This is a genomic window from Streptomyces sp. NPDC101234 (assembly GCF_044767525.1).
GTDB lineage: Bacteria > Actinomycetota > Actinomycetes > Streptomycetales > Streptomycetaceae > Streptomyces > Streptomyces sasae.
Genome location: NZ_JBIWOA010000054.1, coordinates 1 through 23,522, shown reverse-complemented (window position 1 = coordinate 23,522; position 23,522 = coordinate 1). Strand labels below are relative to the sequence as shown.

At 65.1% G+C, this 23,522-nt stretch carries 16 protein-coding genes, 1 tRNA gene and 8 pseudogenes; 12 read left to right on the top strand and 13 right to left on the bottom strand.

Annotated features, from left to right (window positions below; all coding sequences use genetic code 11):
• Positions 1-56: 56 nt before the first annotated feature.
• Positions 57-149: transfer RNA gene (locus tag ACIRR9_RS50980), tRNA-OTHER, on the bottom strand.
• Between the two features lie 879 nt (positions 150-1,028).
• Here ACIRR9_RS50980 and ACIRR9_RS50975 point away from each other — a divergent pair.
• The 3 genes from ACIRR9_RS50975 to ACIRR9_RS50965 all read left to right on the top strand — a co-directional run bounded on the left by ACIRR9_RS50975 (position 1,029) and on the right by ACIRR9_RS50965 (position 5,037).
• On the top strand, positions 1,029-2,465 hold the full coding sequence (locus ACIRR9_RS50975) for an IS1380 family transposase (protein WP_403767411.1): 1,437 nt from the start codon (positions 1,029-1,031) through the stop codon (positions 2,463-2,465).
• A gap of 200 nt (positions 2,466-2,665) precedes the next feature.
• Complete coding sequence (locus ACIRR9_RS50970) at positions 2,666-4,027, top strand: hypothetical protein (protein ID WP_403767356.1); 1,362 nt, start codon at positions 2,666-2,668, stop codon at positions 4,025-4,027.
• A 284-nt stretch (positions 4,028-4,311) separates the two neighbouring features.
• Positions 4,312-5,037, top strand: coding sequence for a dienelactone hydrolase family protein (locus ACIRR9_RS50965; protein WP_403767353.1), 726 nt, complete (start codon positions 4,312-4,314; stop codon positions 5,035-5,037).
• Between the two features lie 163 nt (positions 5,038-5,200).
• Here ACIRR9_RS50965 and ACIRR9_RS50960 read toward each other — a convergent pair.
• Positions 5,201-5,458, bottom strand: a pseudogene (locus ACIRR9_RS50960) (hypothetical protein); the annotation flags it as partial.
• 53 nt (positions 5,459-5,511) lie between these two features.
• On the opposite strand from ACIRR9_RS50960, the gene ACIRR9_RS50955 reads away from it, so the two are divergent.
• A complete protein-coding gene (locus ACIRR9_RS50955) occupies positions 5,512-6,096 on the top strand; it encodes a DddA-like double-stranded DNA deaminase toxin (protein ID WP_403767349.1) in 585 nt (194 codons plus the stop codon).
• An 85-nt stretch (positions 6,097-6,181) separates the two neighbouring features.
• On the opposite strand, the gene ACIRR9_RS50950 is transcribed toward ACIRR9_RS50955, so the two are convergent.
• From ACIRR9_RS50950 to ACIRR9_RS50930, 5 genes are all read right to left on the bottom strand, one after another.
• The gene (locus ACIRR9_RS50950) at positions 6,182-6,892 is read right to left on the bottom strand and encodes a hypothetical protein (RefSeq protein ID WP_403767346.1); all 711 of its coding nucleotides are present in this window, start codon (positions 6,890-6,892) and stop codon (positions 6,182-6,184) included.
• Between the two features lie 123 nt (positions 6,893-7,015).
• A complete protein-coding gene (locus tag ACIRR9_RS50945; protein WP_403767343.1) occupies positions 7,016-8,092 on the bottom strand; it encodes an integrase core domain-containing protein in 1,077 nt (358 codons plus the stop codon).
• Between the two features lie 73 nt (positions 8,093-8,165).
• Positions 8,166-8,390 carry a hypothetical protein gene (locus ACIRR9_RS50940; RefSeq protein ID WP_403767340.1) on the bottom strand — a complete coding sequence of 75 codons (225 nt, stop codon included), beginning with the start codon at positions 8,388-8,390 and terminating at the stop codon, positions 8,166-8,168.
• A gap of 93 nt (positions 8,391-8,483) precedes the next feature.
• Positions 8,484-8,834 (bottom strand): hypothetical protein, encoded by a 351-nt coding sequence (locus tag ACIRR9_RS50935; RefSeq protein ID WP_403767337.1) that lies wholly within the window; start codon positions 8,832-8,834, stop codon positions 8,484-8,486.
• Complete coding sequence (locus tag ACIRR9_RS50930) at positions 8,831-9,397, bottom strand: hypothetical protein (protein ID WP_403767334.1); 567 nt, start codon at positions 9,395-9,397, stop codon at positions 8,831-8,833. The genes ACIRR9_RS50935 and ACIRR9_RS50930 overlap by 4 nt, the downstream gene beginning before the upstream one ends.
• Positions 9,398-9,496: 99 nt before the next feature.
• Here ACIRR9_RS50930 and ACIRR9_RS50925 point away from each other — a divergent pair, with 99 nt between their 5' ends.
• On the top strand, positions 9,497-10,174 hold the full coding sequence (locus ACIRR9_RS50925; RefSeq protein ID WP_403767331.1) for a hypothetical protein: 678 nt from the start codon (positions 9,497-9,499) through the stop codon (positions 10,172-10,174).
• Positions 10,175-10,283: 109 nt separating this feature from the next.
• On the opposite strand, the gene ACIRR9_RS50920 is transcribed toward ACIRR9_RS50925, so the two are convergent.
• Positions 10,284-11,069, bottom strand: a complete 786-nt coding sequence (locus ACIRR9_RS50920; RefSeq protein ID WP_403767328.1) for a class I SAM-dependent methyltransferase — start codon at positions 11,067-11,069, stop codon at positions 10,284-10,286.
• A 26-nt stretch (positions 11,070-11,095) separates the two neighbouring features.
• Positions 11,096-11,242 (bottom strand): annotated as a pseudogene (locus ACIRR9_RS50915) (ATP-binding protein); the annotation flags it as partial.
• 533 nt (positions 11,243-11,775) lie between these two features.
• On the opposite strand from ACIRR9_RS50915, the pseudogene ACIRR9_RS50910 reads away from it, so the two are divergent.
• Positions 11,776-13,563 (top strand): annotated as a pseudogene (locus tag ACIRR9_RS50910) (reverse transcriptase domain-containing protein).
• Between the two features lie 102 nt (positions 13,564-13,665).
• Here ACIRR9_RS50910 and ACIRR9_RS50905 read toward each other — a convergent pair.
• Positions 13,666-13,785 (bottom strand): annotated as a pseudogene (locus tag ACIRR9_RS50905) (ATP-binding protein); the annotation flags it as partial.
• Between the two features lie 20 nt (positions 13,786-13,805).
• On the opposite strand from ACIRR9_RS50905, the pseudogene ACIRR9_RS50900 reads away from it, so the two are divergent.
• A pseudogene (locus ACIRR9_RS50900) lies at positions 13,806-14,033 on the top strand (ATP-binding protein); the annotation flags it as partial.
• A 269-nt stretch (positions 14,034-14,302) separates the two neighbouring features.
• On the opposite strand, the gene ACIRR9_RS50895 reads toward ACIRR9_RS50900, so the two are convergent.
• Positions 14,303-15,127: a pentapeptide repeat-containing protein gene (locus tag ACIRR9_RS50895; RefSeq protein WP_403767325.1), complete on the bottom strand. Its 825-nt coding sequence runs from the start codon at positions 15,125-15,127 to the stop codon at positions 14,303-14,305.
• 416 nt (positions 15,128-15,543) lie between these two features.
• Positions 15,544-16,092: pseudogene (locus ACIRR9_RS50890) on the bottom strand (hypothetical protein); the annotation flags it as partial.
• 429 nt (positions 16,093-16,521) lie between these two features.
• Here ACIRR9_RS50890 and ACIRR9_RS50885 point away from each other — a divergent pair.
• Entirely contained in the window at positions 16,522-17,703 is a 1,182-nt protein-coding gene (locus ACIRR9_RS50885) for a JmjC domain-containing protein (RefSeq protein ID WP_403767322.1), read from the top strand.
• Between the two features lie 393 nt (positions 17,704-18,096).
• Positions 18,097-19,440, top strand: coding sequence for a hypothetical protein (locus ACIRR9_RS50880; RefSeq protein WP_403767319.1), 1,344 nt, complete (start codon positions 18,097-18,099; stop codon positions 19,438-19,440).
• 332 nt (positions 19,441-19,772) lie between these two features.
• Here the strand turns inward: ACIRR9_RS50880 and ACIRR9_RS50875 are convergent.
• Positions 19,773-19,961, bottom strand: a pseudogene (locus tag ACIRR9_RS50875) (ISAs1 family transposase); the annotation flags it as partial.
• Between the two features lie 367 nt (positions 19,962-20,328).
• Between ACIRR9_RS50875 and ACIRR9_RS50870 the strand changes: the two are divergent.
• The 3 genes and pseudogenes from ACIRR9_RS50870 to ACIRR9_RS50860 form a co-directional block, all read left to right on the top strand.
• Positions 20,329-22,734, top strand: a pseudogene (locus ACIRR9_RS50870) (RHS repeat-associated core domain-containing protein); the annotation flags it as partial.
• Positions 22,735-23,017: 283 nt separating this feature from the next.
• Positions 23,018-23,284, top strand: coding sequence for a hypothetical protein (locus ACIRR9_RS50865; RefSeq protein WP_403767316.1), 267 nt, complete (start codon positions 23,018-23,020; stop codon positions 23,282-23,284).
• A 33-nt stretch (positions 23,285-23,317) separates the two neighbouring features.
• Entirely contained in the window at positions 23,318-23,449 is a 132-nt protein-coding gene (locus tag ACIRR9_RS50860) for a DUF6881 domain-containing protein (protein ID WP_403767313.1), read from the top strand.
• Positions 23,450-23,522: the final 73 nt, after the last annotated feature.

Below are 23,522 nucleotides of genomic sequence, written 5' to 3'. Positions count from 1 at the left end.
AGGCCCGAGCAACACAAAAGGCCAGGTCACGGGCTATGTGATCTGGCCCTTGACGGAGCCGCTTTCGGGATTCGAACCCGAGACGCGCAATGGCCGCGCTACCGGCGAAGGCGGAGTGCCCCGGCCTGGCCGATGGCTATCAGAGCGCCGGCCAGGCGCCCACTGCCCCAGCCTGGCCTCGCACCTTCGTCCTCAATGACGCGGGCTACATGCGTGAGCGGATGGTGCGGCATGAGCCGTCACGAGCCGCACCGCGCATCACGACGCACATACTCTGACCAGGCAGTTCCGGACGCCGAGGCAGCGTCCGGAACCACCCGGCAATCCTTGGCCGAGACTTTTAATCCAATGGATTGGCGTTCGGACCCCGATGGGGGACCGGCCGAGCCGACAGGGACGCGTCCAGAGTCGGATGGCCGCGCGAGCGCTTCCTTGCTGCCGGAGAGCTCAGGCGGCATCGCCTTCTGCTCGGGGCGGCCCGACTGCTCGCCACCAGTCCGCAGACAGTCCGCAGGACGGTCGAAAGCGGCCGGCGTATGCCATCGCTTGCCAACAGCAAAGTGCCTGTTCAGAAGCGCCATGGACGCCCCGCCGCAGGTCAGGATCTGCCTTCATGTATTCCGGTTCAATGCATGGGCCATGCATTACCGTAGATCTGGCGAATTAGCAAAACGCCAGGTCGGGCGGGGCCGACGTGGATTCGGGTGGGCCCCGTTCGCTGCCCGTGGCTGGATTTTGGCCGGATGATCTGACGATCCGTCACCTGTCGTCATCCGTCGTTCTCCGCATGCTGGCTGGATCGCGGCTGGACGTTGCTGAACGGCGAGTCAGTTCAGAGGGGTGGTGTGTGTGCCCGCGTGGGCCGAGCGTTTCGGTGATCGCGGTCTGGGGCCTGGATGGGCGAACGGCCCCGTCGGCGCCCGGACGGGGCCAGTTAGCCTCGCCGTTTCGCTTGGGTTTGGCGGCTGTCGAGACGGAAACGCGAAAGTGCCTTCCTGACCTGGGACGATGAACCTTGCTGAGGGGTTCTGTCGGTCCAGGCGGAGGGCACTTTCTACGTGCAGGGTATCGGGTTGCGTCCCAAGGTCTATGTCAGTGCCGATGGTTCGGGGGTGGTCGGTCATGCCGGGGCACGGTTACTGGCGGATCTTGCCGATGTCACGGGGTTGACCGCCGGGTACTCCGCCGCTCTCAGGCCGCTGCGGCCTCGCGGGACGGGTCATGATCCGGGACGGATCGCCACCGACCTGGCAGTGATGCTCGCCGACGGCGGCGAGGCCATTGCGGACCTGGCCGTACTGCGGGACCAGGCCCAAGTGTTCGGCTCGGTCGCCTCGACACCGACGGCCTGGCGGCTGCTCGCCGACGTTGACGAGCGGGCACTGGCTTCAGTGCGCTCTGCCCGCGCTTCGGCTCGGGAGGTCGCCTGGCTGCAGGCCGCCGAGACCGGTGAGGGCATACCCGCAGTCCGCATAGCGGGACGCACTCTGCCCGGCCTGGTCCTGGACCTCGACGCCACGCTGGTGGCCTGCCACTCCGAGAAACAGCAGGCCGAGCCCACCTACAAGGGCGGTTTCGGGTTCCACCCGCTGATGTGCTTCCTGGCCAACACCGGCGAGGCGCTGTCCGGGCGGCTGCGGCCCGGGAACGCCGGCGCCAACACCGCCGCCGATCACATCGTGGTGTTCGACCAGGCACTCGCACAGATCCCCGACGCCCACCGGCACGGCACGGACATCCTGGTCCGCACCGACAGCGCCGGATCCTCGAAAGCCTTCCTCGCTCACCTCCGTGACATGCGGAAACGAGGAATCCGTACCTTCTTCTCGGTCGGATACGCCATCACCGAACCGGTCCGCCGCGCTGTCCGGGCCATGCCCGACCGTCTCTGGCATCCCGCTCTGGACCAGAACGGGACACTGCGTGATGGCGCCGAGGTCGCCGAACTGACCGGCATGGTCGATCTGGACGGCTACCCGGCCGGCACCCGCATCATCGTGCGCCGCGAGCGGCCGCACCCTGGAGCCCAACTGTCCCTGTTCGACAAGGACGAGGGCCTGCGTCATCAGGTGTTCCTCACCGACACCCCCTACTCCGACGGCGGTTCCGCCCAGTTCCTCGAAGTCCGCCACCGCGGGCATGCCACTGTCGAGGACCGTATCCGGTGCGGCAAGACCACTGGATTCGGCCGCTTCCCTTCCCGCGACTTCGGTGTCAATGCCGTCTGGCTCGAACTCAGCCTCACGGCGATCGACCTGCTGGCCTGGATGCGCGTCCTGCTGCTGGACGGGGAATTGGCCACCGCCGAGCCGAAGAAGCTCCGCTACCGATTGCTGCACGTCGCCGCCCGCCTCATCCGCGGCGGTCGGCGTCTGCGCTTGCGGATATCGGCGACCTGGCCCTGGAAACACGAACTGGCCACGGCTTTCCACCGCCTCGCCGCACTGCCCCGTCCCGCCGGCTGATCAGCGAACCCCTGACCACCCACGACCCGAAAGACCTCGGAGAACCCGACTCCGCGTCGGGACTCCGCCATGCCCAAGCAACGAAATCACCCCGCCCACCCGACAGCAGACGAAGAGCAACGCCTCATCACCCCAACCGAAACGGCGAGGCTAAGGACCGATGGAAGGCTGGCACGCAGCGGCCCGACTAGGTTGAGCGCATGACAAGCCTCGATCACCCCCAGCTTTCCGGGTTGGGGCGGAACCCAACAGCCCCTCAGGACGTCCTGATACGCCTGGCCACACACAAGGCCGGTCGACACGGGATATCGCTGCGTCGCGGGCGGCTGGAGGACGCTGTTGTCGAGGCTCTGCTGACGCACGGCGACGACAACACCGCGGTGCGCCTTCACGGAGACCGGATCTCCCCGGCGATGCGCCGCAGGATCGCCGAGCATCCCGATCCGGCGATCCGTGACGCGTACGCAGACTTTGTCCGCAGCATGGTGGATCGTAAGGTGCCGATCGGCATCGATGACCTGGAGGAAGCCTACGGCCAGCCTCGGGCGGCACTCGTCAGCGCGATGAGTCCGAGCCTGCGCGCCGCGGTCGCGCGAGCCTGGTACGACCGGCCTCTCGCGCTGCAAGTGGAACTACTCGCCGACCCGGATCCGCAGGTCCGTGCAGCCGCCACCGAACACAGGCAACCGGGTGTCCCGAGTGAGTGGAGGGAGCGTTGCCTTGCCGACCCTGCCATGCGCGTCAACGTGGCGCGCTACGTCCCGCTCACGCTGGAGCAGTTTGCGCAGCTCATGCGGAGCGAGGAAGAGGAGGTCCATCAGGCTGTCGCCGGGAACCCTCATCTATCGGCAGAGATGGTTGCCCGGCTACTGGACATCGACGACCCGCTCGTGCGGATCGCGGCGGCGCAGAGTCGCCATGTGGACGCCGAAACCCGGGACCGACTGTACGCGCTCGTAGAAGCCGAACGCGCGGACGGAAGCATCGAGGCCAAGGTGGCTCTGAATTGGAACTTCGCTGAACCGGACTGGCTGCGCGAAGCGCCTCTCAACGAGCGGATGACCTACCTGGACTGCCGGTACACAACATTCCGGCGCGTACTGGCCTCCTGTCACGACCTACCTGAAGAGGCATGGCGTCGGCTGGACAACGACCCGGAACTCGTGGTCCGTCATGCTGCCGCCCGCCGGCCAGACACACCACCGGAGGTCCTGGAAGGGCTAGTACGCGCACATGGCGACGTATTCCACATCCGACCGCTACTCGTCGACCACCCCAACTTCCCCCGTCACATGTTGCGCACGTTCGTTGACGAACCAAGCCCGAACGTGCGCTACCTCGCCCTGCAAGACCCAGAACTACCTGTGCCAGACCTCCAGCAACTCGCCGCTGCTGCCGAGTCCTTCCTGCGCCGCGGGGTCGCCCGTCACCCCAACATCACGGACGCGTTGCTGGAGCATCTGCTCTCTGACCCAGACCCCCAGGTAGCCGACGATGCCGCTGCCAACTCCGCGCTGCGGCCGACCCAGATGTATCGAATCCTCACCGCTGCTGGCTTGTGACTCCAGAGCCAGTGACCAGCGACTTTTGGGAGGGCGTGCGCCCTGTAGCGACCGCAGGCGCATCCGATGGCTGCTCGTCCGGCGCGGGGTATGCCCCCGGCGGAGAACCGGCAGGTCCACGTCCAGCTCCGTGGCCAGGGCAGGTGATCCGAAACCGCTGCCGCGGGAACGGGGTTTGTGGCGGATCATGAGCCATCGCCGCATTTCAGAGGAACACCCGCGCTGCTCTGCCAGCGGCAGGACAGCGGCCCGACCGGACTAGACGATCACTACCGTCCAGTCACATGACGACGATTACCACGCGCACGGTCGAGTACCCGGCCGACGGTCTGACGATGATCAGGCACCTCGCACTCCCGGCTGGAGTCGATCGCCGGCCCGCGGTGCTGCTCGGGCCAGAGGGCATGGGGCTCAGCGACATCGAGCGCCGCCGGGTCGATGCTCTCGCCGAGCTGGGATATGTAGCGCTGGCCTTCGACCTTCACGGCGGGCGCTATTTGGGTGATCCCGCGGAGATGCTGGCCCGTTGCATGCCGCTGCTCGCCGACCCCGACCGGATGCGGGGCATCGGTCATGCGGCGCTCGACGTGTTGCGCGCCGCGCCGCGGACCGACCCCGACCGGATCGCCGTCGTCGGCTACGGCACCGGAGGCGCCGTCGGGCTGGAACTCGGGCGCGACGGCGTCAACCTGCGCGCGATCGGGACAGTCAACGCGCTGACCACGGGCCGACCGGGCGAGGCGGCGCGCATCCGCTGCCCGGTGTGGGCCGGGGTCGGGTCGGAAGACCCGATCATGCCGTCCGCGCAACGGGAAGCATTCACCGCCGAGATGCAGGCCGCAGGCGTCGACTGGCGCCTCGTGGTCTACGGCGGCGCCTTGCATGCCTTCCACCACCCACCGGTCGACCACACCGTGGTCCCCGGCGTCGGCTACCACCCACGGCACGCACAGCGAGCCTGGCACGACGTCGTCGACCTGCTCGCCGAGTGCCTGACCGTAACGGAGTGATCTGGTCGACAACCGCGATTCCGGGCCGCGGACCAGGCCCGTAGACCGCCACCGGCTCCGGTGGGCTCACCCTCGACGCGGTCAGCGGCTGGCGGGATCGGCCTGCTCGGTGCTTGCCGCCCGCGCAGCCGATGGCGATGCGGCGGGGGCTGGCGGGAAGGGCCGCGTAGTCGGTGAGGTTGTCGAGGAGTTCGCGGGCACCGGGGGTAGCGAGGACAACGTCCTGGACGCGGGTGTGGTGGCCGTCCAGGTCGAGGATGGCGCGGGCGGCGGCGGGGTCGCGCAGCCGGTCGCGCACGTCCTCGATGCGCTCGGCCTGGGGCAGGACCGGGCGGCCCCAGGGGTCGGTGTCCAGGTGCAGGAAGTCGAACGACACCAGCTCGATCGGCGGGATGTGGGCAGGGTCGTCGTGGCGGGCCATCGTGTCAGTCACGGTCGCTCCCGTCCGTGACGGGGTGGGTGTAGCGGTTCGGTTTGCCGAGACTGCGGGCCGGCGAGTGGCTCCAGACGAGTGCCGGAACGTACGTCCAGGTCACCGCGATTGAGCGCTGGACGGTCCAGAACACCACCGTCAACAACCTGACCATCAGCGACGTACACACCTACTACGTGGTGGCCGCCGCCACTCCGATCCTCGTCCATAACACCAGTGGACAGGCATGTGAGGCGTGGACTGCGAGTCAGGGGCACGTGACCGCGGGTGTACTGGACGTCCAGGTCGACCAGGTTCCCCTGGGCAGTGGACCGGATTCCGGCGGCTTCCTCAGCGCAGACCGCAACGCGGCTGACGGGGTCGACAGCATCGTCGACTGGCGCTCCGTCCCGGGCATGACGGATGAGAACCGCCACCACGTCGAGATGCAGGCCGCGGCCTACATGCGGTTGAACAACATCCAGTTGGGCCGCCTGTACATCAACCACCCGGATGGCGTATGCGGTTACTGCGACGGGCGTTGGTACCAAGGCGGAGTCAACATCGAGGACGCCCTGCCCGAGGGTGCCCAGCTTTGGATCAGCGTGGCCGGAAGGACGACCCGCTACGTCGGAAACCGCAGATGAAGCTGAGTGATCCGGCGTGATGGTCTGCCGGTGGAGTGTATGGACGCTCCACCGGCAGACGTGCATTCGGCGTAGCTCTCGGAGTTCAGAAGGGCGGCGTCTCCAACCGGTCGTCGGGCAGTTCGTCGCGACGAGGCCTTGCGTGAATGTACATTTCGAGGCCGGTGCAGTATTTAAGGAGGTCGGCGCCGGGAGCGGCGGCGACGGTGAGCATCCAGCTCTCCTTACCGGGCGAGGCGTAGCCGACCGGCGGCGGGGCCACCCTGGCCAGTGCGTCGCCGCTGCACAGCCAGTGGGTCGACGGTGACTCGTTGACTGCGGGTGCGAAAGGCAGAGCGGCGAACCGGCTCAATGCGCCGGACTCCAGCACCTCGGTCGGCACCACGGCGGAGAACTTGGTCTCTGTTCCCAGCAGCGCCTCGTGGACGGTGCGGTGCAGCAGAAACCGCTCAAGGTTCTCGCCGGTAGGCCTCCACGCGTCGGAGGTGTTCGTGCGGTCGAAGACCTGGCGGTCCGCGGATTTCGGATCCACGGCCCAGTAGTAGCCCTGCTGGTTTTCGATCCAGAACACCATCATCCCGTCAGCGGCTCTTCTCAGGTCTGCCAGTTTCACTGGATAGTCCTGAAATGTCACCAGCGTGCCGGTCGAAGTAGCTGCTTCGTGCCATTCGAACAGTTCAGGCGGAATGTTCCCTCGTTTCAGGAGGGTGGGTTCCGAGGATTCGTCGGATGTGCCGTACCAGCGCCGGAGAAAACGCCGGACGCTGTCGCTTCGGGGGTGTAGGAGCTCTTCCACACCGGAATCGTAGGACCGAGCCTCCCCGCTGAGCCGGCGGACAGGGAGAGAGGCTCGGGCGTGGCATGTCCCGCGTGAAAATTCTGGTTCGGGCTGCTGATCAGTCCGTTTGTCTGTCTGCCGTCAGGCTGCTTGCCGGTACTCGTTGAGGAGGCCGCCGAGTAGTTGAGTGCGGCGGACGCGGCGCCTGAAGGGGATGGCAGGTATCGTCTGGCCGGTCTCCGAGGCTTGGGGAGATCGTTGGTGGAGGGATTGGTGGGGGCGGTGCCGGTTGTAGTGGTCGGTGTAGGTGTTCAGGACGGTGCGCAGGTGCCGTTCGTTCATGATGAGCAGGCGGTCGGTGCACTCGCGGCGGACGGTGCCGACCCAGCGTTCCGCGAAGGCGTTTGCCTTCGGCGATCTCGGCGGGGAAAGCAGCACCTGCACGCCCGCGTCGGCGAGCACGGCGTCGAAGGCGTCGGAGAACTTCCCGTCCCGGTCGCGCAGGAAGAACCGGAACCGGTCCACCCGGTCTTCGAGGTCCATCATCACGTTCCGCACCTGCTGGGTCGCCCAGTCCCGGTTCGGGTGCGCGCTGATGCCGAGGACGTGCACTCGGCGCGTTGCGACTTCCATGGCGAACAGCATGTACAGCCGCTGGCGGAATGCGGTATCCACATGGAAGAAGTCGCAGGCCAGCAGTCCGGAAGCTTGGGCGCGTAGGAAGGAGACCCCGGCGTCGTGAGCCCGCTGGGGCGCGGGCGGAATGTTGCCCTGCCGCAGTACTGACCGGACGGTGGCGGCGGAGACTGTGATGCCCAACCGGGCCAGCTCTCCCTGCACGCTGCGGTGTCCCCACAACGGATTCTCCCGCGCGAGACGCAGGATCAGCTCCCGCGTCTCCTGCGATATCGGCGGCCGACCGAGGCTCTTGTGGGGGTAGGTCCACTTGCCGGCGATCAGCTCTCGGTGCCAGCGCAGCAGCGTCGCCGGGGTGACGAAGAAACTGCTCCAGCTCTGTCTGGGCAGCAGACGCGACAGGGCCGCCAGCAGGACCCGGTCGGCCGGTTCCAACTTCGGTTTACCGAGCTGGCGTTGGAGCACAGCGAGCTGGTGCCGCAGCACCAGCAGTTCGACGTCCTTGGCAGCGTCGCCCAGCAGCCTCAGGCCCGCCAGTTCCAGCGACCTGCGCGTCAGCAGATAGATCCATGACCACCGCATGGATCTCGATCATGCCCCGGTCCACCACCGTCCCGCAGTGAAACGTCCTGATCAGGGACCCGAACTCGGGTTTTCACGCGGGACAGGCGAGTCCGACGATGTCCCCGGTGTCGTCCTCGACCAGCAGTGCGGAGGCCAGCGGCGGCGAGCCGAAAAGGGCCTCCTCGACCTGGACGCGGCGTTCGTCCAGTGGCTGGATGTCGGCGTCGGTCGCGCCGTAGTACCGCTCGATCTCCTCGATCAGCTCAGCCATGGCCGGGACGTCCCGCTTCTCCGCAGGGCGGATCGTCACGCTCATCGGTGTCTCTCTCTCGTTCCTCGATTGCTTCGGTCGCTACCGCACTCGTTCATACCAACGCGTGATTCCCACACAGCGGTACGGCACAGGCGCCTACGGTGACGCGGCAGCCCCCGTGTGGGGATTCCAGTCGTACTCCCGCAAAGAGCCCTGGACGTGCCGGATGAGGTACTCCAGGTCCGCGCAGTAGACGGACGGGTTCTGGTAGCCGCGGGCGGCACTGAAACGGTGGGGGAGGTAGCCGCCGCCGCAGACGTCCACGAGCGGGCAGGTACGGCACTCCTCAGCCAGCGCGTTCCTGCCGTGCTGCCGGTGCAGCAGTTTCGGATGCGACAGCGCCTCGTCGAAGGAGTGGTGGAGGACGTCGAACCCGAGCCAGGAGGCGCCCTCTTCGACCGATCGCAGGGTGTCCACCGCCTCCACGGAGCCGTCGGACTCGATCACGATGCTCGTCGACGGGGCCAGGCCAAGCGTCTCCACCGAGCCGCGCACGCCGGAGCTGAGGGCGTGAACAACCCAGGGGCCTCCTCGCCGAGCCAGCCCCGCTCCACCAAACGCTTGAGCTTCGCCCGGGTGCCGTCGATCTTCCCGGTCTCGGCCGGCAGCCCGATCCTCGGCACGATCTGCTTGGCGCGGACCGGCCCCGGCGCATCGGCCACCACTTCCAGGATGTCGCGGTATACCGAGGGCAGCACGTCGGGCGTCATGCCGGGGTTCCAGTTCGGAACGGTGAGCACTCCGATGACCTGCCGCTCGGCCCCGGCATACGCCGACGCCACCCGCTCGCCGGACGGCGGTCGTCCGATGTCGTCCGCCGTGGCGAGCGCCTCCGGCTCCATCTCCACGAGCACCTCGGTGACCGTCTCCCGCGTGATCTGCAGGCGCCGCAGCCCCTCGCGGGCCAGCTCCAGCTTCGCGGACAGCTCCGCAAGCTCGGCCTCCAGCCCTTCCACCCGGGCCCGAGCCGCTGCCTCGCGGGCTTCCAACTCCTCGAACAACGAACCCATCTGCTACCTCCCCTCCACCACGGTAGAGACCAGCGGCCCCGTAGGGTGAGCCGAGCATGAAAGATCATTGTCCCTCTGCCGCCTGCGAACGGAGTGCCCATGGGCAGTTCCACTCTCTATCGCGTGCTTGAACCAATCCCCGACGCGGCGACGGGCGTCGCCCGAGCGCGGGAGATCCTCGGTGCCCTGTCCGACGGGGCGAGCGATCCGTGGGTGCAGCTCGAACCGATCGAGACGCTCCGACAGTTCGAGCACGCGGTCTCCGGATTCCCGGCCGCCCGGGTCTATGGGAACGACGATCTGCCGGCCGTTCCTGGCTTCCTCGACGAGCTCGCCCGTCGAGGCGCGGTGTTCGACCGTGAGGACCCGAGCTACCGGTTCATGATTAACCTACGGTTGGGATCCGAACTGCTCGACATGTGGCCGCTGCCGGACGGGCTGCACACGGACCTCAGGATGACCAGCCCGTTCGGCGGGCCGGACAGCACCGACGAGGACACCAGCACCGAAGCGGAACTGGACGAGATGGTCGCCGTCCTTGGCCCCCTCTCCATGGGAGTGAGCTGGGACTGCGTGTGGCGAGGCCTGCCACGCGCCAAGATGTGTGGCCTCCAGCTGTGCCTGAACGGCGTGTGGGGCGAGCAGTGCATGATGCAGGCGTCTGGCGAGTTCGGACTGTGGGTGTCCGTCGGCAACAATGAGGAGAACCGGTCCGTCTCGCCCACGTGGCGCGAGATCTGCGGCCTCGGCCTCGGCGGCCCCCAAGGCGGCTGGTAGGACGCCCCCGCGTTCAAAGAGTCAGCTCCGCCCCAGAGCTCACAACCCGTTCCCTCCAAAGGAACCGCACCCAATGTCGATGAGAACTGACACCGCGAAGGGGTGATCCCTAGCTCAGTTTCCAGGCGGTGAGCTGGAAGAGCCGGGCGGTGTGCATGTAGGGCGGCCGGGCGGTGGTGGCGAGTTCGAGGCGTTCGAGGGCTGCGTAGAAGTCCGGTTCGTGCTTGCGTGCGTCGTCGGTGATGTAGTCGCAGAAGCTGCGGATGCCGTAGTGGGCGATGTCCCGGCATCCGACCTCCCGCAGGGTGTGGATGATCTCTTCAGCTGTGTGGAGCGTCAACGCCGAGTTGAACATCTGCGTCCGCGCCTGATCGGTGTCGAGTGCGGCTGCAGGGTCCATCTCCCGGACGGCGATGTTCAAGGGCGCCGAATGCCGGTTGATCGCCATGACGGAGATCAGGCCCCCGACCTTCAGCGGGGACAGTGCCGAGGCGAGAGTGCCTGGGATATCGTCCATGTATTGCAGGAGGTTATGGCAGAGCACGACATCGAATTCCCCGTTGGCGACGTCGCGGGGCAGGTCGGTCGCGTTGGCCTCGATGCAGTTGATCAGCTCCGTCACGCCGCCTGCCACGGCTCGCTCGGTGGCCGCCGCGAGCATGGCGGGTGCGTAGTCGACGATGGTGACATGGTGCCCGCGGGCCGCGAGGCGGATAGCGTCTCCGCCGTCGCCGCCGGCGAGGTCCAGTATCCGCAGCGATTCGCCGTCCACGTCGCCAAGGTGACGGAGCAGATTTGCCTCAGCGATCGAGTAGCGCAGTCGGCCCCAGGGGGCGTCCTGCCACTCCTGCCAGGTCGTCATCGCGGTGTTGAACTTCTCAAGATCTTCAGGCATCTTGCGACGATAGCGGCATGCGGCCCTCAGCCGGCGTTGCCTTGTGCGGCTGCCCGGGCCTGGGTGATGGCGAGGCGGTAGGAGTCGGTGCCGGTCTGGATCAGGTTGCCGCCGAAGGTGAGCCGGTCGACGATGGCCGCGCAGAGGCGGGGGTCGGTGAAGGTCTTGGTCCAGCGTGCGCCGTGAGGCGCTTCGTTGTATCCCCGACGCAGTCGGGATGAACTTGGAGGGAGGTTCTTGGGTCGCCGGGCTTACTTGAGCGCGAAAGCGTGAGGGGACAACAGCATGCTCGGAAAGTGGTGTCCGTCTGGAGGCGTCCAGGGCGGGGGGCCGCGAGGCCCGCGCGATATGGCTAAGGCTTGATTGCTTGAAGTCCAATTCCCAGCGGTGCGAAAGACACCCGTCGAAACGGTGCCTGAAATTCGATGTCACGCCATGTCTCGGTCGCGGTTGGAGGCTAGGGCAACCTCCATGGCGTGAGCGCCTCCCAGCGAGAGCGGCCAAGGGAATGAGTGGGCGGCCTACGTCGTGCTCGATACGTACAACGAAGACGTACCACAGGATCGCCTACGGGGCGCGAGCCCTATGGCGACGGAGTACCCGTAGTAGTCGCAGGAGTGACGACCTGCCGGGGAGGCCGGGAAAGCCGGTCACAGGGCGAAGGGGCACAGGTGATTGAGGCGTCCGGCGATGGGAGGTATGCGTAATGCAGAGCGCAGCAACGGTGCTGGACGTCCTCCGGGAAGGCGGCAGGAGAAAATTGCCGCTGGAAAGACTGTATCGGCAGTTGTTCAACCCGCAGTTGTTCCTGATGGCTTGTGGGCGCATCTACGCCAACAAGGGTGCGATGACGCCCGGGGTCACCGGGGAGACCGTGGATGGTATGTCTCTGGGGAAGATCGAGGCGATCATCGGCCGATTACGGGCCGAGACGTATCGGTGGACTCCAGTGCGGCGGACCTACATCCCGAAGAAGAACGGGAGATGGCGTCCGCTCGGACTGCCCACGTGGTCGGACAAGCTGGTCGCCGAGGTCGTCCGCCTCCTTCTGGAGGCGTACTACGACGTCCAGTTCTCCCGCCACTCCCACGGATTCCGTCCCGGCCGGGGTTGCCACACCGCGCTGAATGAGGTCGTGGAACTCTAGAAAGGAACGCACTGGTTCGTCGAGGGGGACATCTCCGACTGCTTCGGCAGCCTGGATCACGAGGTGATGCTCGTAATTCTGGGAGAGAGAATCCAAGATGGACGGTTTCTGCGGCTGATCTGGCAGATGCTCAAGGCCGGGTATCTGGAGGACTGGCGGTGGAACGCCACGCTCAGCGGTGCGCCGCAGGGCGGCGTGGCCTCGCCGCTTCTGTCCAACATCTACCTGGACCGGCTGGATCAGTTCGTCGAGCAGCACCTGTTGCCGGATTACAACCGGGGCAGGCTGCGCCGGCGAAGCCGGGAGTACTGGCGCGTCGAGGCGAGGATCAAACGGGCAAGTCAGCGCGGCGACAAGGCGGCAGTGCGTGCGCTTCGGCAGCAGCTGCGACGCGTCCCCAGCGCAGACCCTTATGATCCAGACTACCGGCGGCTGCGGTATGTCCGGTATGCCGACGACTGGCTGCTCGGTTTTGCTGGTTCGAAGCGAGAAGCCTTGGAGATCAAGGAACGGATGAAGGAGTTCCTGCGTGACGAACTCAAGCTGGAACTTTCCGAGTCCAAGACTTTGATCACGCACGCCGCCACCCAGGCGGCGCGCTTTCTCGGGTACGAGCTGCGGACCCAGCTTGCCGACACGAAGATCACTCGCGGGCGTCGAGCGGTCAATGGCTGCATTGGCCTGTACGTGCCACGGGATGTAATCCGTAAGCGGTGCGCGTTGTACATGAAGCGCGGGAAACCGGCATTTCGCGGGGCTCTGATACACGATCAGGACTTCTCGATCGTGGCGAAGTACCAAGCGGAATACCGGGGACTCGTCCAGTACTACCTTCTGGCCCAGGACGTTGGACGTCTGGGCATGCTGCACTGGGTCATGGAGACATCCATGCTCAAGACTCTGGCCAGGAAGCATCAGTCCACCGTCTCCAGGATGGCCAGCCGACACAGGGCGACCGTCCAAACGCCCGACGGGCCACGGACGTGTATGCAGGTCATAGTCGAGCGAAGTGGTGGAAGGAAGCCGCTGGTCGCTCGCTTCGGCGGAATCCCGCTGAAGCGGCAGCGCTTTGCTGACCTGGCCGACAGGAAACCGTCAACGAGATACACCGGCAATAACGAGCTGATCCACCGGCTCTTGGCGGGGCAGTGCGAGATGTGCGGATCGCGGAATGGGCTTCAAGTCCACCACATCCGCAAGATGGCAGATCTCAACCGACCCGGTCGGCCCGAACCCTCTCCCTGGATAAGGCTCATGGCGCAACGTCGACGAAAGACCCTTGTGGTCTGCCACGACTGCCATTGGGAAATCCACAGAGGACGGGCCACGGTCTCAACCCGGAGATGACGTCACTGGAGAGCGGTATGCGTTGAAAGGCGCCCGTACCGTTCGGGAAGGGGCCGTCGGAAAAGGACTCCAGCAAGGGGCACCTCGTCGGCGGCTTACTTCACCGCTGAAACTCTCGTTGGAGGCGATGGCGACGCTGTTCTTCTCCTCACGCTCCGTCAGAACCTGGAACAGCAGTTCAGCGCCCCTGCGGTCCAGTTCCATATAGCCCAGCTCGTCGATCTATGCGGATATCCGCATAGATCGACGACATCGGTCTCCTGCCGGTCTCGCCCGACGCGGCCGAGGGCTTCTATCGGTTGGTCGATGCCGCATACGAACGCCGGAGTTTGGCCGTCAGCAGCAATCTGCACCCGTCAGGATTCGACGAGATCATGCCGAAGACCCTCGCAACTGCGACCGTCGACCAGGGCGACAGCCACCGCCTCGCCGAAGCCACCACGGGCCGAGGCGTCGTCCCGCTCGGCTGACCCCGCAATCGGGGAGATCAACTGTCCACCGGGGACACTCGCTGTCCGCCAGTGGGGAGATCAACTGTCCACCGGGGACACTCGCTGTCCGCCAGTGGGGAGATCAACTGTCCGTCCCCGGGGAACTCCTACTGTCCCTTGAGAGTGCTCCCAAGCACCGATCCACCGCAGACCTGGACCTCCTGCTTCCCCTCCGTTGCACCCTCACCGGCAAGTCCCTTCAGGGAAATCGGTAGACACCGCCGCGCGGTCCCGGGATCGATTGTCGCTCACGTTTCATTCCTGGCGACTTCAGCGATTCGCTTCCGCACACGGGGATCGGCTGCCTCTTGGTCAGGAAGCGTCGTTGCCTCATTGGGCCGCGCTTTGGTCACCTGTTGCACGCTGATGTCGGAGCCGGCGAGGTCGGTGGCTGAGAGGTCGGTCTCGACCAAGTCGGCGCCGCTAAGCTCCGCACCAGCGAGATCGGTGACGGCGAGGTTGGCGCTGCGGAGGTCTGCGCTGGCGAGGTTAGCGCTGGCGAGGTTGGCGCTGCGGAGGTCCGCGCTGGCAAGGTCGGTGCCGGCAAGGTAGGCGTTGCTGAGGTTGGCGCTGCGGAGGTCTGCGCTGGCGAGGTTAGCGCCGCGGAGGTCTGCGTTAGCAAGGTCGGTGCCGGCAAGGTAGGTGTTGCTGAGGTCGATGACGTTCCCGCCGTCGTGGGCCGCGGTGCGGCTGGCTAGGACATGGAGTGCGGCGGCGATGTCGGGTTTCAGTGGGGGCGGCGGGTCCATCGGAATGGTGTTGGCTTCGTAGGCGGGTATGGGGTCGTGCACACGGATGAACGCGCTCAGGATGCTGATGATGGCGGGCTGGTCGCGAGGGGAGTCGGTCATGATGCGCTGGAGTGCGTAGATCCCGCCCAGGCGTATGTCGATGGTGGCGGAGCCGAGGTTGGTGACGGCCGCGTTGTAGCGGTCCGTAATCTGTCCCTGCTCGGTGATGTTCAGGGCTGCCTGGCTTTGGTGCAGGGTAATGAAGGTGAAGATGAGCGCGATCACTGCGGCGATTCCAGGCAATCCGGTCACTGTGACCATGGCCCACTGCGTGCGCAGCATCCGCCGCTCACGTTCCCGTTCCGCGACGGCCGGGTCCCGTGGTTCAGGGTCCGATGGTTCAGGGGCGGGCGGTGCTGGGTGGGGCGCGGGATCGGTCGAGTCGGGACCCGGGTCGGGTGATGTAGGCATCGGTTCACCCCAGGGGCTGGGCCAGTCGGCCCGGCAGGGCCGCGTGGCATTCCGTGGCGATCGATAACACTTGCTGGTTTTGTCGTCGAGCCAGGGCAACGCATCGGTGTTGTCAACGTCCGAAGGGCGACGTGCGTCCGACATGTGTTCGGTGTTTCATTCATTCCCCGGAAGTGGGCATGAGAAGACGATCCGGACCCGGGGAGGCCGTTCACCGTGATCCGGGCGTACACGGAGCAGGCGCCGGTGTTCACCCCGGGGTGGCACTCGCTGCGGTGGGTCTTGCTCTCCCAGGGGCCCTTCCACTTGTTGTAGGGATGGGGGCGACGGTTGAGAGCGAAGACCAACTCGAGCAGGAACCGCATGCTGTCGGCCGCGTCAAGGCGGGCGGCGAGAGCCCGGCCGTCCCGGTGGTTCTTGACGGAGCGGTAGAGGGAGTTGGCGTAGGCGTCGAGCCATCCTCCGGTGTCCCGGAATGCCTCATCGGCATCCAGCCGGGCCCAGTCGGCAAGGATGTGGGCGATGCCTCCGTTGAGCCGGCCAAGCGCGATCCGGGCACGGGCGAGGGCATAGCGTTCCCAACCAGGCATCCCGGCCCCGCAGAACTCGGTGAGAGTGACGATAACGAGATCGAGCTCAGCGCTGCGGTGACTTGCAAACCGGGTCAAGTCGGTCCTGACGTCATCAGCAAGGACCACGTACAGGTCGTGGTCGGAGTACGGGGTGATCATGCCGTCGTGGGCCTGGGAACCTTTGAGAACGAGACCGACGACGGCTGAGTCGGCGACGGCGAGTTCGACAAACGCGTCGTAGGTGAGGGGCTGCTGAGCAGTCATGGTGTGGATCTCCGGTGTGGTGATGACGGGTATGCCTGCTGGGGCGACCTCATTACGAGGCGCCCTGCACCGTCCGCGGCTGCACGTGGCTGCCGCCCGGAGGATCAACGCACACCTGGACCCTATCGCCCGGCCGGGCCATGGGGCAGGGCATTGTGAGACGTCACGATGCTGGTAATGCGACCGAAGAGCTCACTTCAGAAGAGCCGCACCCAAGTACCTTCTTGCTGTGGTGACAGAGACCTTCGACAAGCCTCACCATCCCAGCTCAGGAGGCACTTTCGCGTCTCCGATCAAGATCCAGACGCCACCGCAAGTGAAACGCAGAGGCTAGGACCTGGCGCAAACATGCTGTTTACCCTGCTGGGCCGCGCATGCGATCCTGCCTTGCAGAAGCTCGTCCAGAGCAGATGACCATGGGGGCAGGCTATGGATCTGGCGACGCTTGTGGCCCCGATGAGCATCGAGGATTTCCTCACCGATACCTGGGGACAGCGAACGGCTGTCTTCCCCGGACCGTTCAATCGGTTCGTAGAGCTTCTGGACTGGCGTAAACTCAGCTCTCTCCTCTCCGAACACCGTCACGTCCACCCACGCTTCAGGCTGTCCCGCGAGGGAAGCGTCATTCCGCGGGAAGCGTACATGCGGCAGGCAAGTCAGACGGGTCCCTCGGAGATCATCGAGCCGGTTCAACTGTATCGACAGTTGCAGGACGGCGCGATGCTGGTCCTGGACTCGGTGGACGACATGGTTCCCAACGTTCGCGAGTTGGCTCTGTCGCTCGAATCCGTCTTTCGCGAGACAGTCGTGGTCAACGCTTATGCGGGATGGTCCGAGATCGAGGGATTCGATCTTCATTGGGATGACCACGACGTCATTGTCCTGCAGGTGTTCGGCCAGAAGGCGTGGGGCTTCTACGGGAGCAGCAGGGACTGGCCGATGCGCAAAGATGTGGAGCCCAACACCGAGCCGCCATGTGGACCTGAAGACACCCTTCTGGTCAATGCCGGTGACGTGTTGTACGTTCCCCGCGGTCAGTGGCACCGTGTCCATGCCACCAAGACACCTTCCCTGCACTTGACCATAGGCGTGACACGACGCACCGGATACGACTTCTTGTCATGGCTCGCGGAGGACCTGCTCGACAGTCCCGTTCTACGGCAGGACATCCCCCGGCACGCCGACAAAGAGGAGCGAAGCAGATACTTCGCCGGGGTAAGGGATGAGGTGCTGCGGCGACTGACTGCGGACAGCCTCGAACGGTTCCTGTACGTCAGCGACGCGACCGCGACGAGCCGTGCGCACATCAATCTCGACCTGGTGCGCCCCGATCCGTACCACGTTACGGCCGAGTCGCTACTGGAGTGGCTCGCACCCCGCGCAGTGCCGCGCACCGTCGAAGGGCGAACGACCCTGGGCGCTCTGGGACGCGTCTGGACCTTCGCGGAGCCGGCTTCCGTCATCCTGAGGGTCCTCATGTCTCGACCGACGCTGACTTTGCAGCAGCTATGCTCCGCTGTGGGCTCGCTTGCGAAGGAGGACCAGATCCGCGCGTTCGTCCTCGAACTCCACGTCGCTGGGCTGCTCAGCGTGGGAACGCCAGCCCCCTGAGAAGCCATTCGACGAAGAGGGTGTGCAGGGTGTCATCCCGCGTTGACGTCATCACCATCAGTATCACGATGATGAGGGCCACCTCCTGTGAAGTCGGATGGTTGGTTCCATTCGGTTGCTGATCTTCGCTCATCACTCACGTCACCTCATTCGGATAGCGCGCCAGTCAGGGGGCTCTGGACCGATTCCGCCCCCCGTGTGGATCCCAGGATGGGCTTCGACGTTGATCTAGCGAAAGGTGGTGCGAGTTGTACCAGGGAAGAGTGAGGGACTCAGGTGTCCGCGCGAAGATTCGGTTGAACTCGGAGTTGAATAGAGGCTCTGCCTCTACTTTCGATCACCTGCTCGCCGTAGTCTCGTCTTGGCACTGCCGTGCCGGCAGAGAGGCAGGCGATGGCAATCCAGAACAGTCTGCTCCGGAAAGTCATGGCGGAGGCGGGATGCTCCTACGAGGGCCTGGCTCGCCGTGTCAACATGATCGGCGTCTCCTACGGGCTGTCGCTGACCTACGACAAATCCTCCGTGAGTTATTGGGTCAGAGGAAAGACTCCCCGCGGCATGGTGCCGCTCATTGTGGCAGAAGCGCTGAGCCAGAAGCTGGAAAGGGCGGTTACCCCTGCGGACATAGGGTTTGGTGGGGAATGGGAGCTGGATCTTGTTTCGAGTTCCCTGAAGCAGCAATCCGACCTGGCCACGACCCTGGATGTCACCGAAAGGCTGGGGAAGGCCGACATGGAACGACGTGAGTTCCTCTACTTGCTGCCGTTTTCTGCCAGCGCCGCCCTGGGGCCCCAACGTGACTGGCTTCTCCATCTGTTGAGCGGAGAGGGCAGTGGCGGGAATTCAGTGCGGCTGGAGCAGGTCGAGAACATGCGCCTGATGATGAAGCTCTTCATCGAAGCGGACAACACGTATGGCGGCAAGCACGCGCGCACAGCACTGGCGAGCTATTTGCACCATGATGTCGTTCCCCTGATCCGTACGCAAACGACAGACAGCGTCCGCCGGGAGTTGTACGTCGCCTCGGCCGAGCTCTGCATGACCCTGGGGTGGATGACCTATGACGTCGGGGCGTGTGGGCTCGCACAGCGATACCTCACGCAGGGGCTGTCCCTTGCCGGCGAGGCCAGCTCCGCCGGGTTCGCCATCGGCAGCAACATCCTCTCCGCCCTCAGTCATGTTGCCACCTTCACAGGCAACGCGGCAGAAGCGGTGAACATCGCCCAGGTGGCTATCCACTCGGCTCAGAAAAGCGGCAGCCCGGCCAGCCTAACCCGCGCCCTGGCAATGGAGGCGAGGGCATACGCAACCCTGAAAGACAGAAAAACTGCCAGTACGATGGCCCGCACCGAAGCCGCAAGGGCAGTTCATGGTGATGACCCCGAGTGGATGGGATTCCTCGACGAGCACTACATGATGAATCAGTTCGCGTACTGCTGTCGCGAAACTGGACAGACCAAGCGCATGTTTGAGTTTGCCGAGAGCAGCCTGCCCCACAGTACCGGACGTCAGATTGTCTCAAACACAACCTACATGGCCTGGGCCCGGCTGGATGGCGGCCATCTGGAAGAAGCCTGCACCTTGGGAATGAGAGCAGCCAACCAAGCGAATACGTTGCAGTCTCGCCAAGCGGGAAGGCTGGTCCTGGAGCTAGCAGATCGATTCAGAGATCGAGGCCATGAACGTGAGCAGATGGTGGAAGAGTTCCTCCATCGGGCGACGGCCCTCGAAGCGTAACTTCAGTGGGCGGTCGGCTCTGCCCGATTGTTGCCATTCTTCCCCACGGCCGCACAGCGCTCACGCGCTACATGTATCTCATCTACCTGAATGATCAACTTTGGCGCCTGCGATTCCGTCGCGTACGTAGATGTTGCTGCGGCTTGTTGTTCGGTGGTTGGCGAATCCACGAATGCCTCTCTCGGTCCGGTTCGGAGAATACCGAACAGTGTGATCATCCACAGCGGACGTACACCGTACCGTCAGTATGGCCGAACGGAATGCCGAGCGATAGGCTGCGCGAGCAGGCAGGAGGACAGGGCCCCGGCGTTTGCCCAGGTTGTCCAGTTTGATCATGTGATGCCGTAGAGGGTGAGGACGCGTGGGCGTTCGGTGTTGGCTCGGCGTCCGGCGGCGGTGTTGACGTATCCGGCGAGCTTGAGCGCGCTGCGGATCAAGTCGCGGACGGCAGCGAGTACGGCAGGTGTGTTACGGGTCCTGACCTGGGATTTGTCTTCTCCGAAGACGACATCTCGTACCCAGCCTCGGTCTTTCATGGCGCTCTGAAGGATGTTGACTGAGCGTCATCCTGATGCAGGGACGGAGCCCTCACCTGTGATGATCGGTGTTCTCTAGGCGCTGGCCTCGATTCTTCCGGGGGCTGACGGCGTCGCCGTGAGCGGCTGGTTGCCCGGTATGTCCCGTGCCGTGTCGGGACTGGCCGTCGCGTGACGCTGCGGGTGCGCCGGCTTCCACGGGGCCGGAGTCCTGCTGGTCTGTTCCTTCCTGGTCCTTGTCGGGGTGGTGGCCGGCCGTCAGGTGAGGGCTGGAATCTGGTGGGCTCGCTGCCAGGCGGTGGTGAAGGCTGTCGTGGTGCCCTGCACCTGCTGGACCCGCGACAGCCCCACACGAACCACCTCGGTCGTCAACTCCCTGGGGCACGCCTCGCAGTACGAGCACAACGAGGCGCTCCGCCTGATACGGGAGACCGACCCACTCGGCCACACCACCCGCCAGGAGTGGGACGCCGAGCACCGACTGACCGCCGTCGTCGACCCACTGGGACAGACCACTCGGTACCGCTTCGACGAGAACGGGCACCTGGAAGCGGTGATCCGGCCGGACGGCAGCGAGGCCACCGCCTCATACAACGCACTCCGTCTGCCCACCACAGTGACGGGGCCGGATGGGACGACGTGGCGGCAGGAGTATGACGAGTACGGCAACCGCACCGCTGTCACCGATCCGGCCGGAGCCACCACCCGCTACACGTACGACGCAGCAGGGCACCTGACCTCGGCCACCGACGCCCTCGGTCACACCACCCAGATCCACTGCGGCCGAGCCGGCCTCCCGATCGAGATCACCGATCCCCTGGGCGCCACGATCCGATACGAGCGCGACGCCTTCGGCCGCCCGATCACGATCACCGATCCCCTCGGCAACACGACCAGCCTGGAATGGACGGTAGAGGGCAAACTCACTCGACGTACGGCCTCCGACGGCGTCACCGAGGCATGGACGTACGACGGCGAGGGCAACTGCACCAGCCACACCGACCCCATGGGGGCGGTGTCCCGCTTCGAGTACACGCACTTCGACCTGCCGGCGGCCCGCACCGGTCCGGACGATGTCCGTCACACGTTCACCTACGACACGGAGCGGCGCCTCACCCAGGTCACCGACCCTCAGGGTCTGACCTGGAACTACGACTACGACGCGGCCGGGAACCTGATATCCGAAACGGATTTCGGCGGCCGCACTCTCACCTACACCCGTGACCCCGCGGGTCGGCTGACGGCTCGCACCAACGCCCTCGGCCAGACGGCCAACTTCGAACATGACCTGATGGGCCAGGTCATCCGCAAGGACGTCGACGGGGCGGTGACCACCTTCACGTACACGACGACGGGGAAGCTCCTTCGAGCCACCGCTCCAGGCGTGAGCCTGACCATCGAGCGCGATGCCACCGGCCGTGCGCTGTCGGAGACGGTCAACGACCGCTCCACCATGTATGGATACGACGCTGTGGGACGCCGTACCAGCCGTACCACCCCCACCGGTGTGACCAGTTCGTTCGCCTACGATGCCGCAGGCCGTCGTACAGCCCTCACCACCGCCGGGCGCACCTTCGCCTTCGAGTACGACGCGGCAGGCCGAGAACTGGCCCGCCACATCAGTGGAACCATCACGCTGGCCAACACCTTCGACAACCAGGGGCGTCTTGCGCTCCAATCGGTGACAGCCGACGGACGCCCGGTCCAGCAGCGTGCGTACACGTACCGACCGGACGGCCACCTCGTCGCCCTCGACGACCAACTCAACGGAGCAAGCCGCTTCGGCGTCGACACGGCAGGCAGGGTCACCACCGTCGACGCCGAGGACTGGTCCGAACGCTACGCCTACGACCAGGCAGGCAACCTGGCCCAGGCCGAGTGGCCTGCAAGTCACCCAGGCCACGAAGCCACCGGCCGGCGCACCTACACCGACACCTGCATCACCGGTGCGGGACGAGTCCGCTACGAACACGACGCGGCCGGTCGCATCACGCTGCGGCAGAAGATCCGTCTGTCCCGCAAGCCGGACACCTGGCGCTACACCTGGGACGCCGAGGACCGCCTCACCTCCGTGACCACTCCCGACGGCACGGTATGGCAGTACCAGTACGACCCACTCAACCGGCGCATCTCCAAACAGCGGCTCGCCGCGGACCACGCGTCGGTCGTAGAGCAGACCGACTTCACCTGGGACGGCGAAACCCTCTGCGAACAGACCACCGCTGCCGTCGCGCTACCGCTTCCCGTCACGTTGACATGGGACCACCAGGGGATGCGTCCCGTCGCCCAGACCGAGCGCGTCGCCGCGGCCGACGCACCCCAAGACGAGATCGACTCCCGGTTCTTCGCAATCGTCAGCGACCTCGTCGGCACTCCCACCGAGCTTCTGGACGAACAAGGGGACCTGGCCTGGCGCTCCCGCAGCACACTGTGGGGAACGACCGCATGGTCGGTCAACAGCACCACGTACACGCCGCTGCGATTCACGGGCCAGTACTTCGACCCGGAAACCGGCCTCCACTACAACTACTTCCGCCATTACGACCCCGAGACCGCCCGCTACCTCACACCCGACCCTCTCGGACTCGCGCCGGCTCCAAACCCCGTCACGTACGTACACAACCCCCATACATGGATCGACCCTCTCGGACTCACACCCTGTACGGACTCCTTTCCCATCTATCGGACACCGAAGGCCAAGGATGCCGAATACGAACGGCTCCACGGGCCCAATCCCGCCAACCATCAGCCAGGGGTGGACATCGGTGGAGGACTGCTCTCAGACGGGCTGATATATTTCGGGGAACGTAGCGTAGCGGCCGAGTACATGAGCCCAACCGGCAGAAATTTTGCGGACGGGATGGTCCGCTACGACATGCATCCCGATTTCCTCAAGGAATTCGCCAAGTCTCCATACATGAGGAGATACGACCTCAAGGGGCCCAACGGAACCCCGAGAATCGAGTTCACCATTCCAGTCGACAAACTTGAAAGATTCAATGAGTTGACCCTGAACAAGACGTGGATCTCCATTAACGGGGGTGGGTGACGAGGTGATCCGGGACCACGAAGAGTTCGACGTCACCATCACACTGGTCAGCCCGGTCGGTGTGATGGTGGACATGGGAGACGCCGAGGGGTTCATCGATCTCCGAAAGCATCCCTCTTGGTGGGGTGACGCGGATTCCCCCAAGATCGGTGATCGACTGCACGTCGTCGTGCTGGACGATTCCAGAACCCCGCCCCGCCTGAGCGCACTCAAGGACGACATCGAGATCGCAAGGCGTATCCGATCCGAAGGCTCGTGACCTCGCGTGAAATCTTGGAAGGTGGTGGACTGGATGCATGACTTCCAGTCCGAGCCGATCAGATTTTGCAGCGAGATCGGCGATGACGGATACGAAGTCCGAAAGGTGCAGGAATTCAGGGATGGGTGCAAAAAACTGCCCTTTGAACCGCTCCGGGTTCCATAGAGATCTCAGATGTTGGCTGTGACCTGGAGATTCGTGGTTGCTCGGTAGAAGTTGGCTTCGTATTCGACGGGTG

Excerpts from the sequence above, each read along its gene's own strand:
- ACIRR9_RS50970 (WP_403767356.1), top strand. The coding sequence starts at position 2,666 with ATGACAAGCCTCGATCACCCCCAGCTTTCCGGGTTGGGGCGGAACCCA.
- ACIRR9_RS50965 (WP_403767353.1), top strand. The coding sequence starts at position 4,312 with ATGACGACGATTACCACGCGCACGGTCGAGTACCCGGCCGACGGTCTG.
- ACIRR9_RS50945 (WP_403767343.1), bottom strand. The coding sequence starts at position 8,092 with ATGCGGTGGTCATGGATCTATCTGCTGACGCGCAGGTCGCTGGAACTG.
- ACIRR9_RS50940 (WP_403767340.1), bottom strand. The coding sequence starts at position 8,390 with ATGAGCGTGACGATCCGCCCTGCGGAGAAGCGGGACGTCCCGGCCATG.
- ACIRR9_RS50930 (WP_403767334.1), bottom strand. The coding sequence starts at position 9,397 with ATGGGTTCGTTGTTCGAGGAGTTGGAAGCCCGCGAGGCAGCGGCTCGG.
- ACIRR9_RS50925 (WP_403767331.1), top strand. The coding sequence starts at position 9,497 with ATGGGCAGTTCCACTCTCTATCGCGTGCTTGAACCAATCCCCGACGCG.
- ACIRR9_RS50920 (WP_403767328.1), bottom strand. The coding sequence starts at position 11,069 with ATGCCTGAAGATCTTGAGAAGTTCAACACCGCGATGACGACCTGGCAG.
- ACIRR9_RS50895 (WP_403767325.1), bottom strand. The coding sequence starts at position 15,127 with ATGCTGCGCACGCAGTGGGCCATGGTCACAGTGACCGGATTGCCTGGA.
- ACIRR9_RS50885 (WP_403767322.1), top strand. The coding sequence starts at position 16,522 with ATGGATCTGGCGACGCTTGTGGCCCCGATGAGCATCGAGGATTTCCTC.
- ACIRR9_RS50880 (WP_403767319.1), top strand. The coding sequence starts at position 18,097 with ATGGCAATCCAGAACAGTCTGCTCCGGAAAGTCATGGCGGAGGCGGGA.
- ACIRR9_RS50860 (WP_403767313.1), top strand. The coding sequence starts at position 23,318 with ATGCATGACTTCCAGTCCGAGCCGATCAGATTTTGCAGCGAGATCGGC.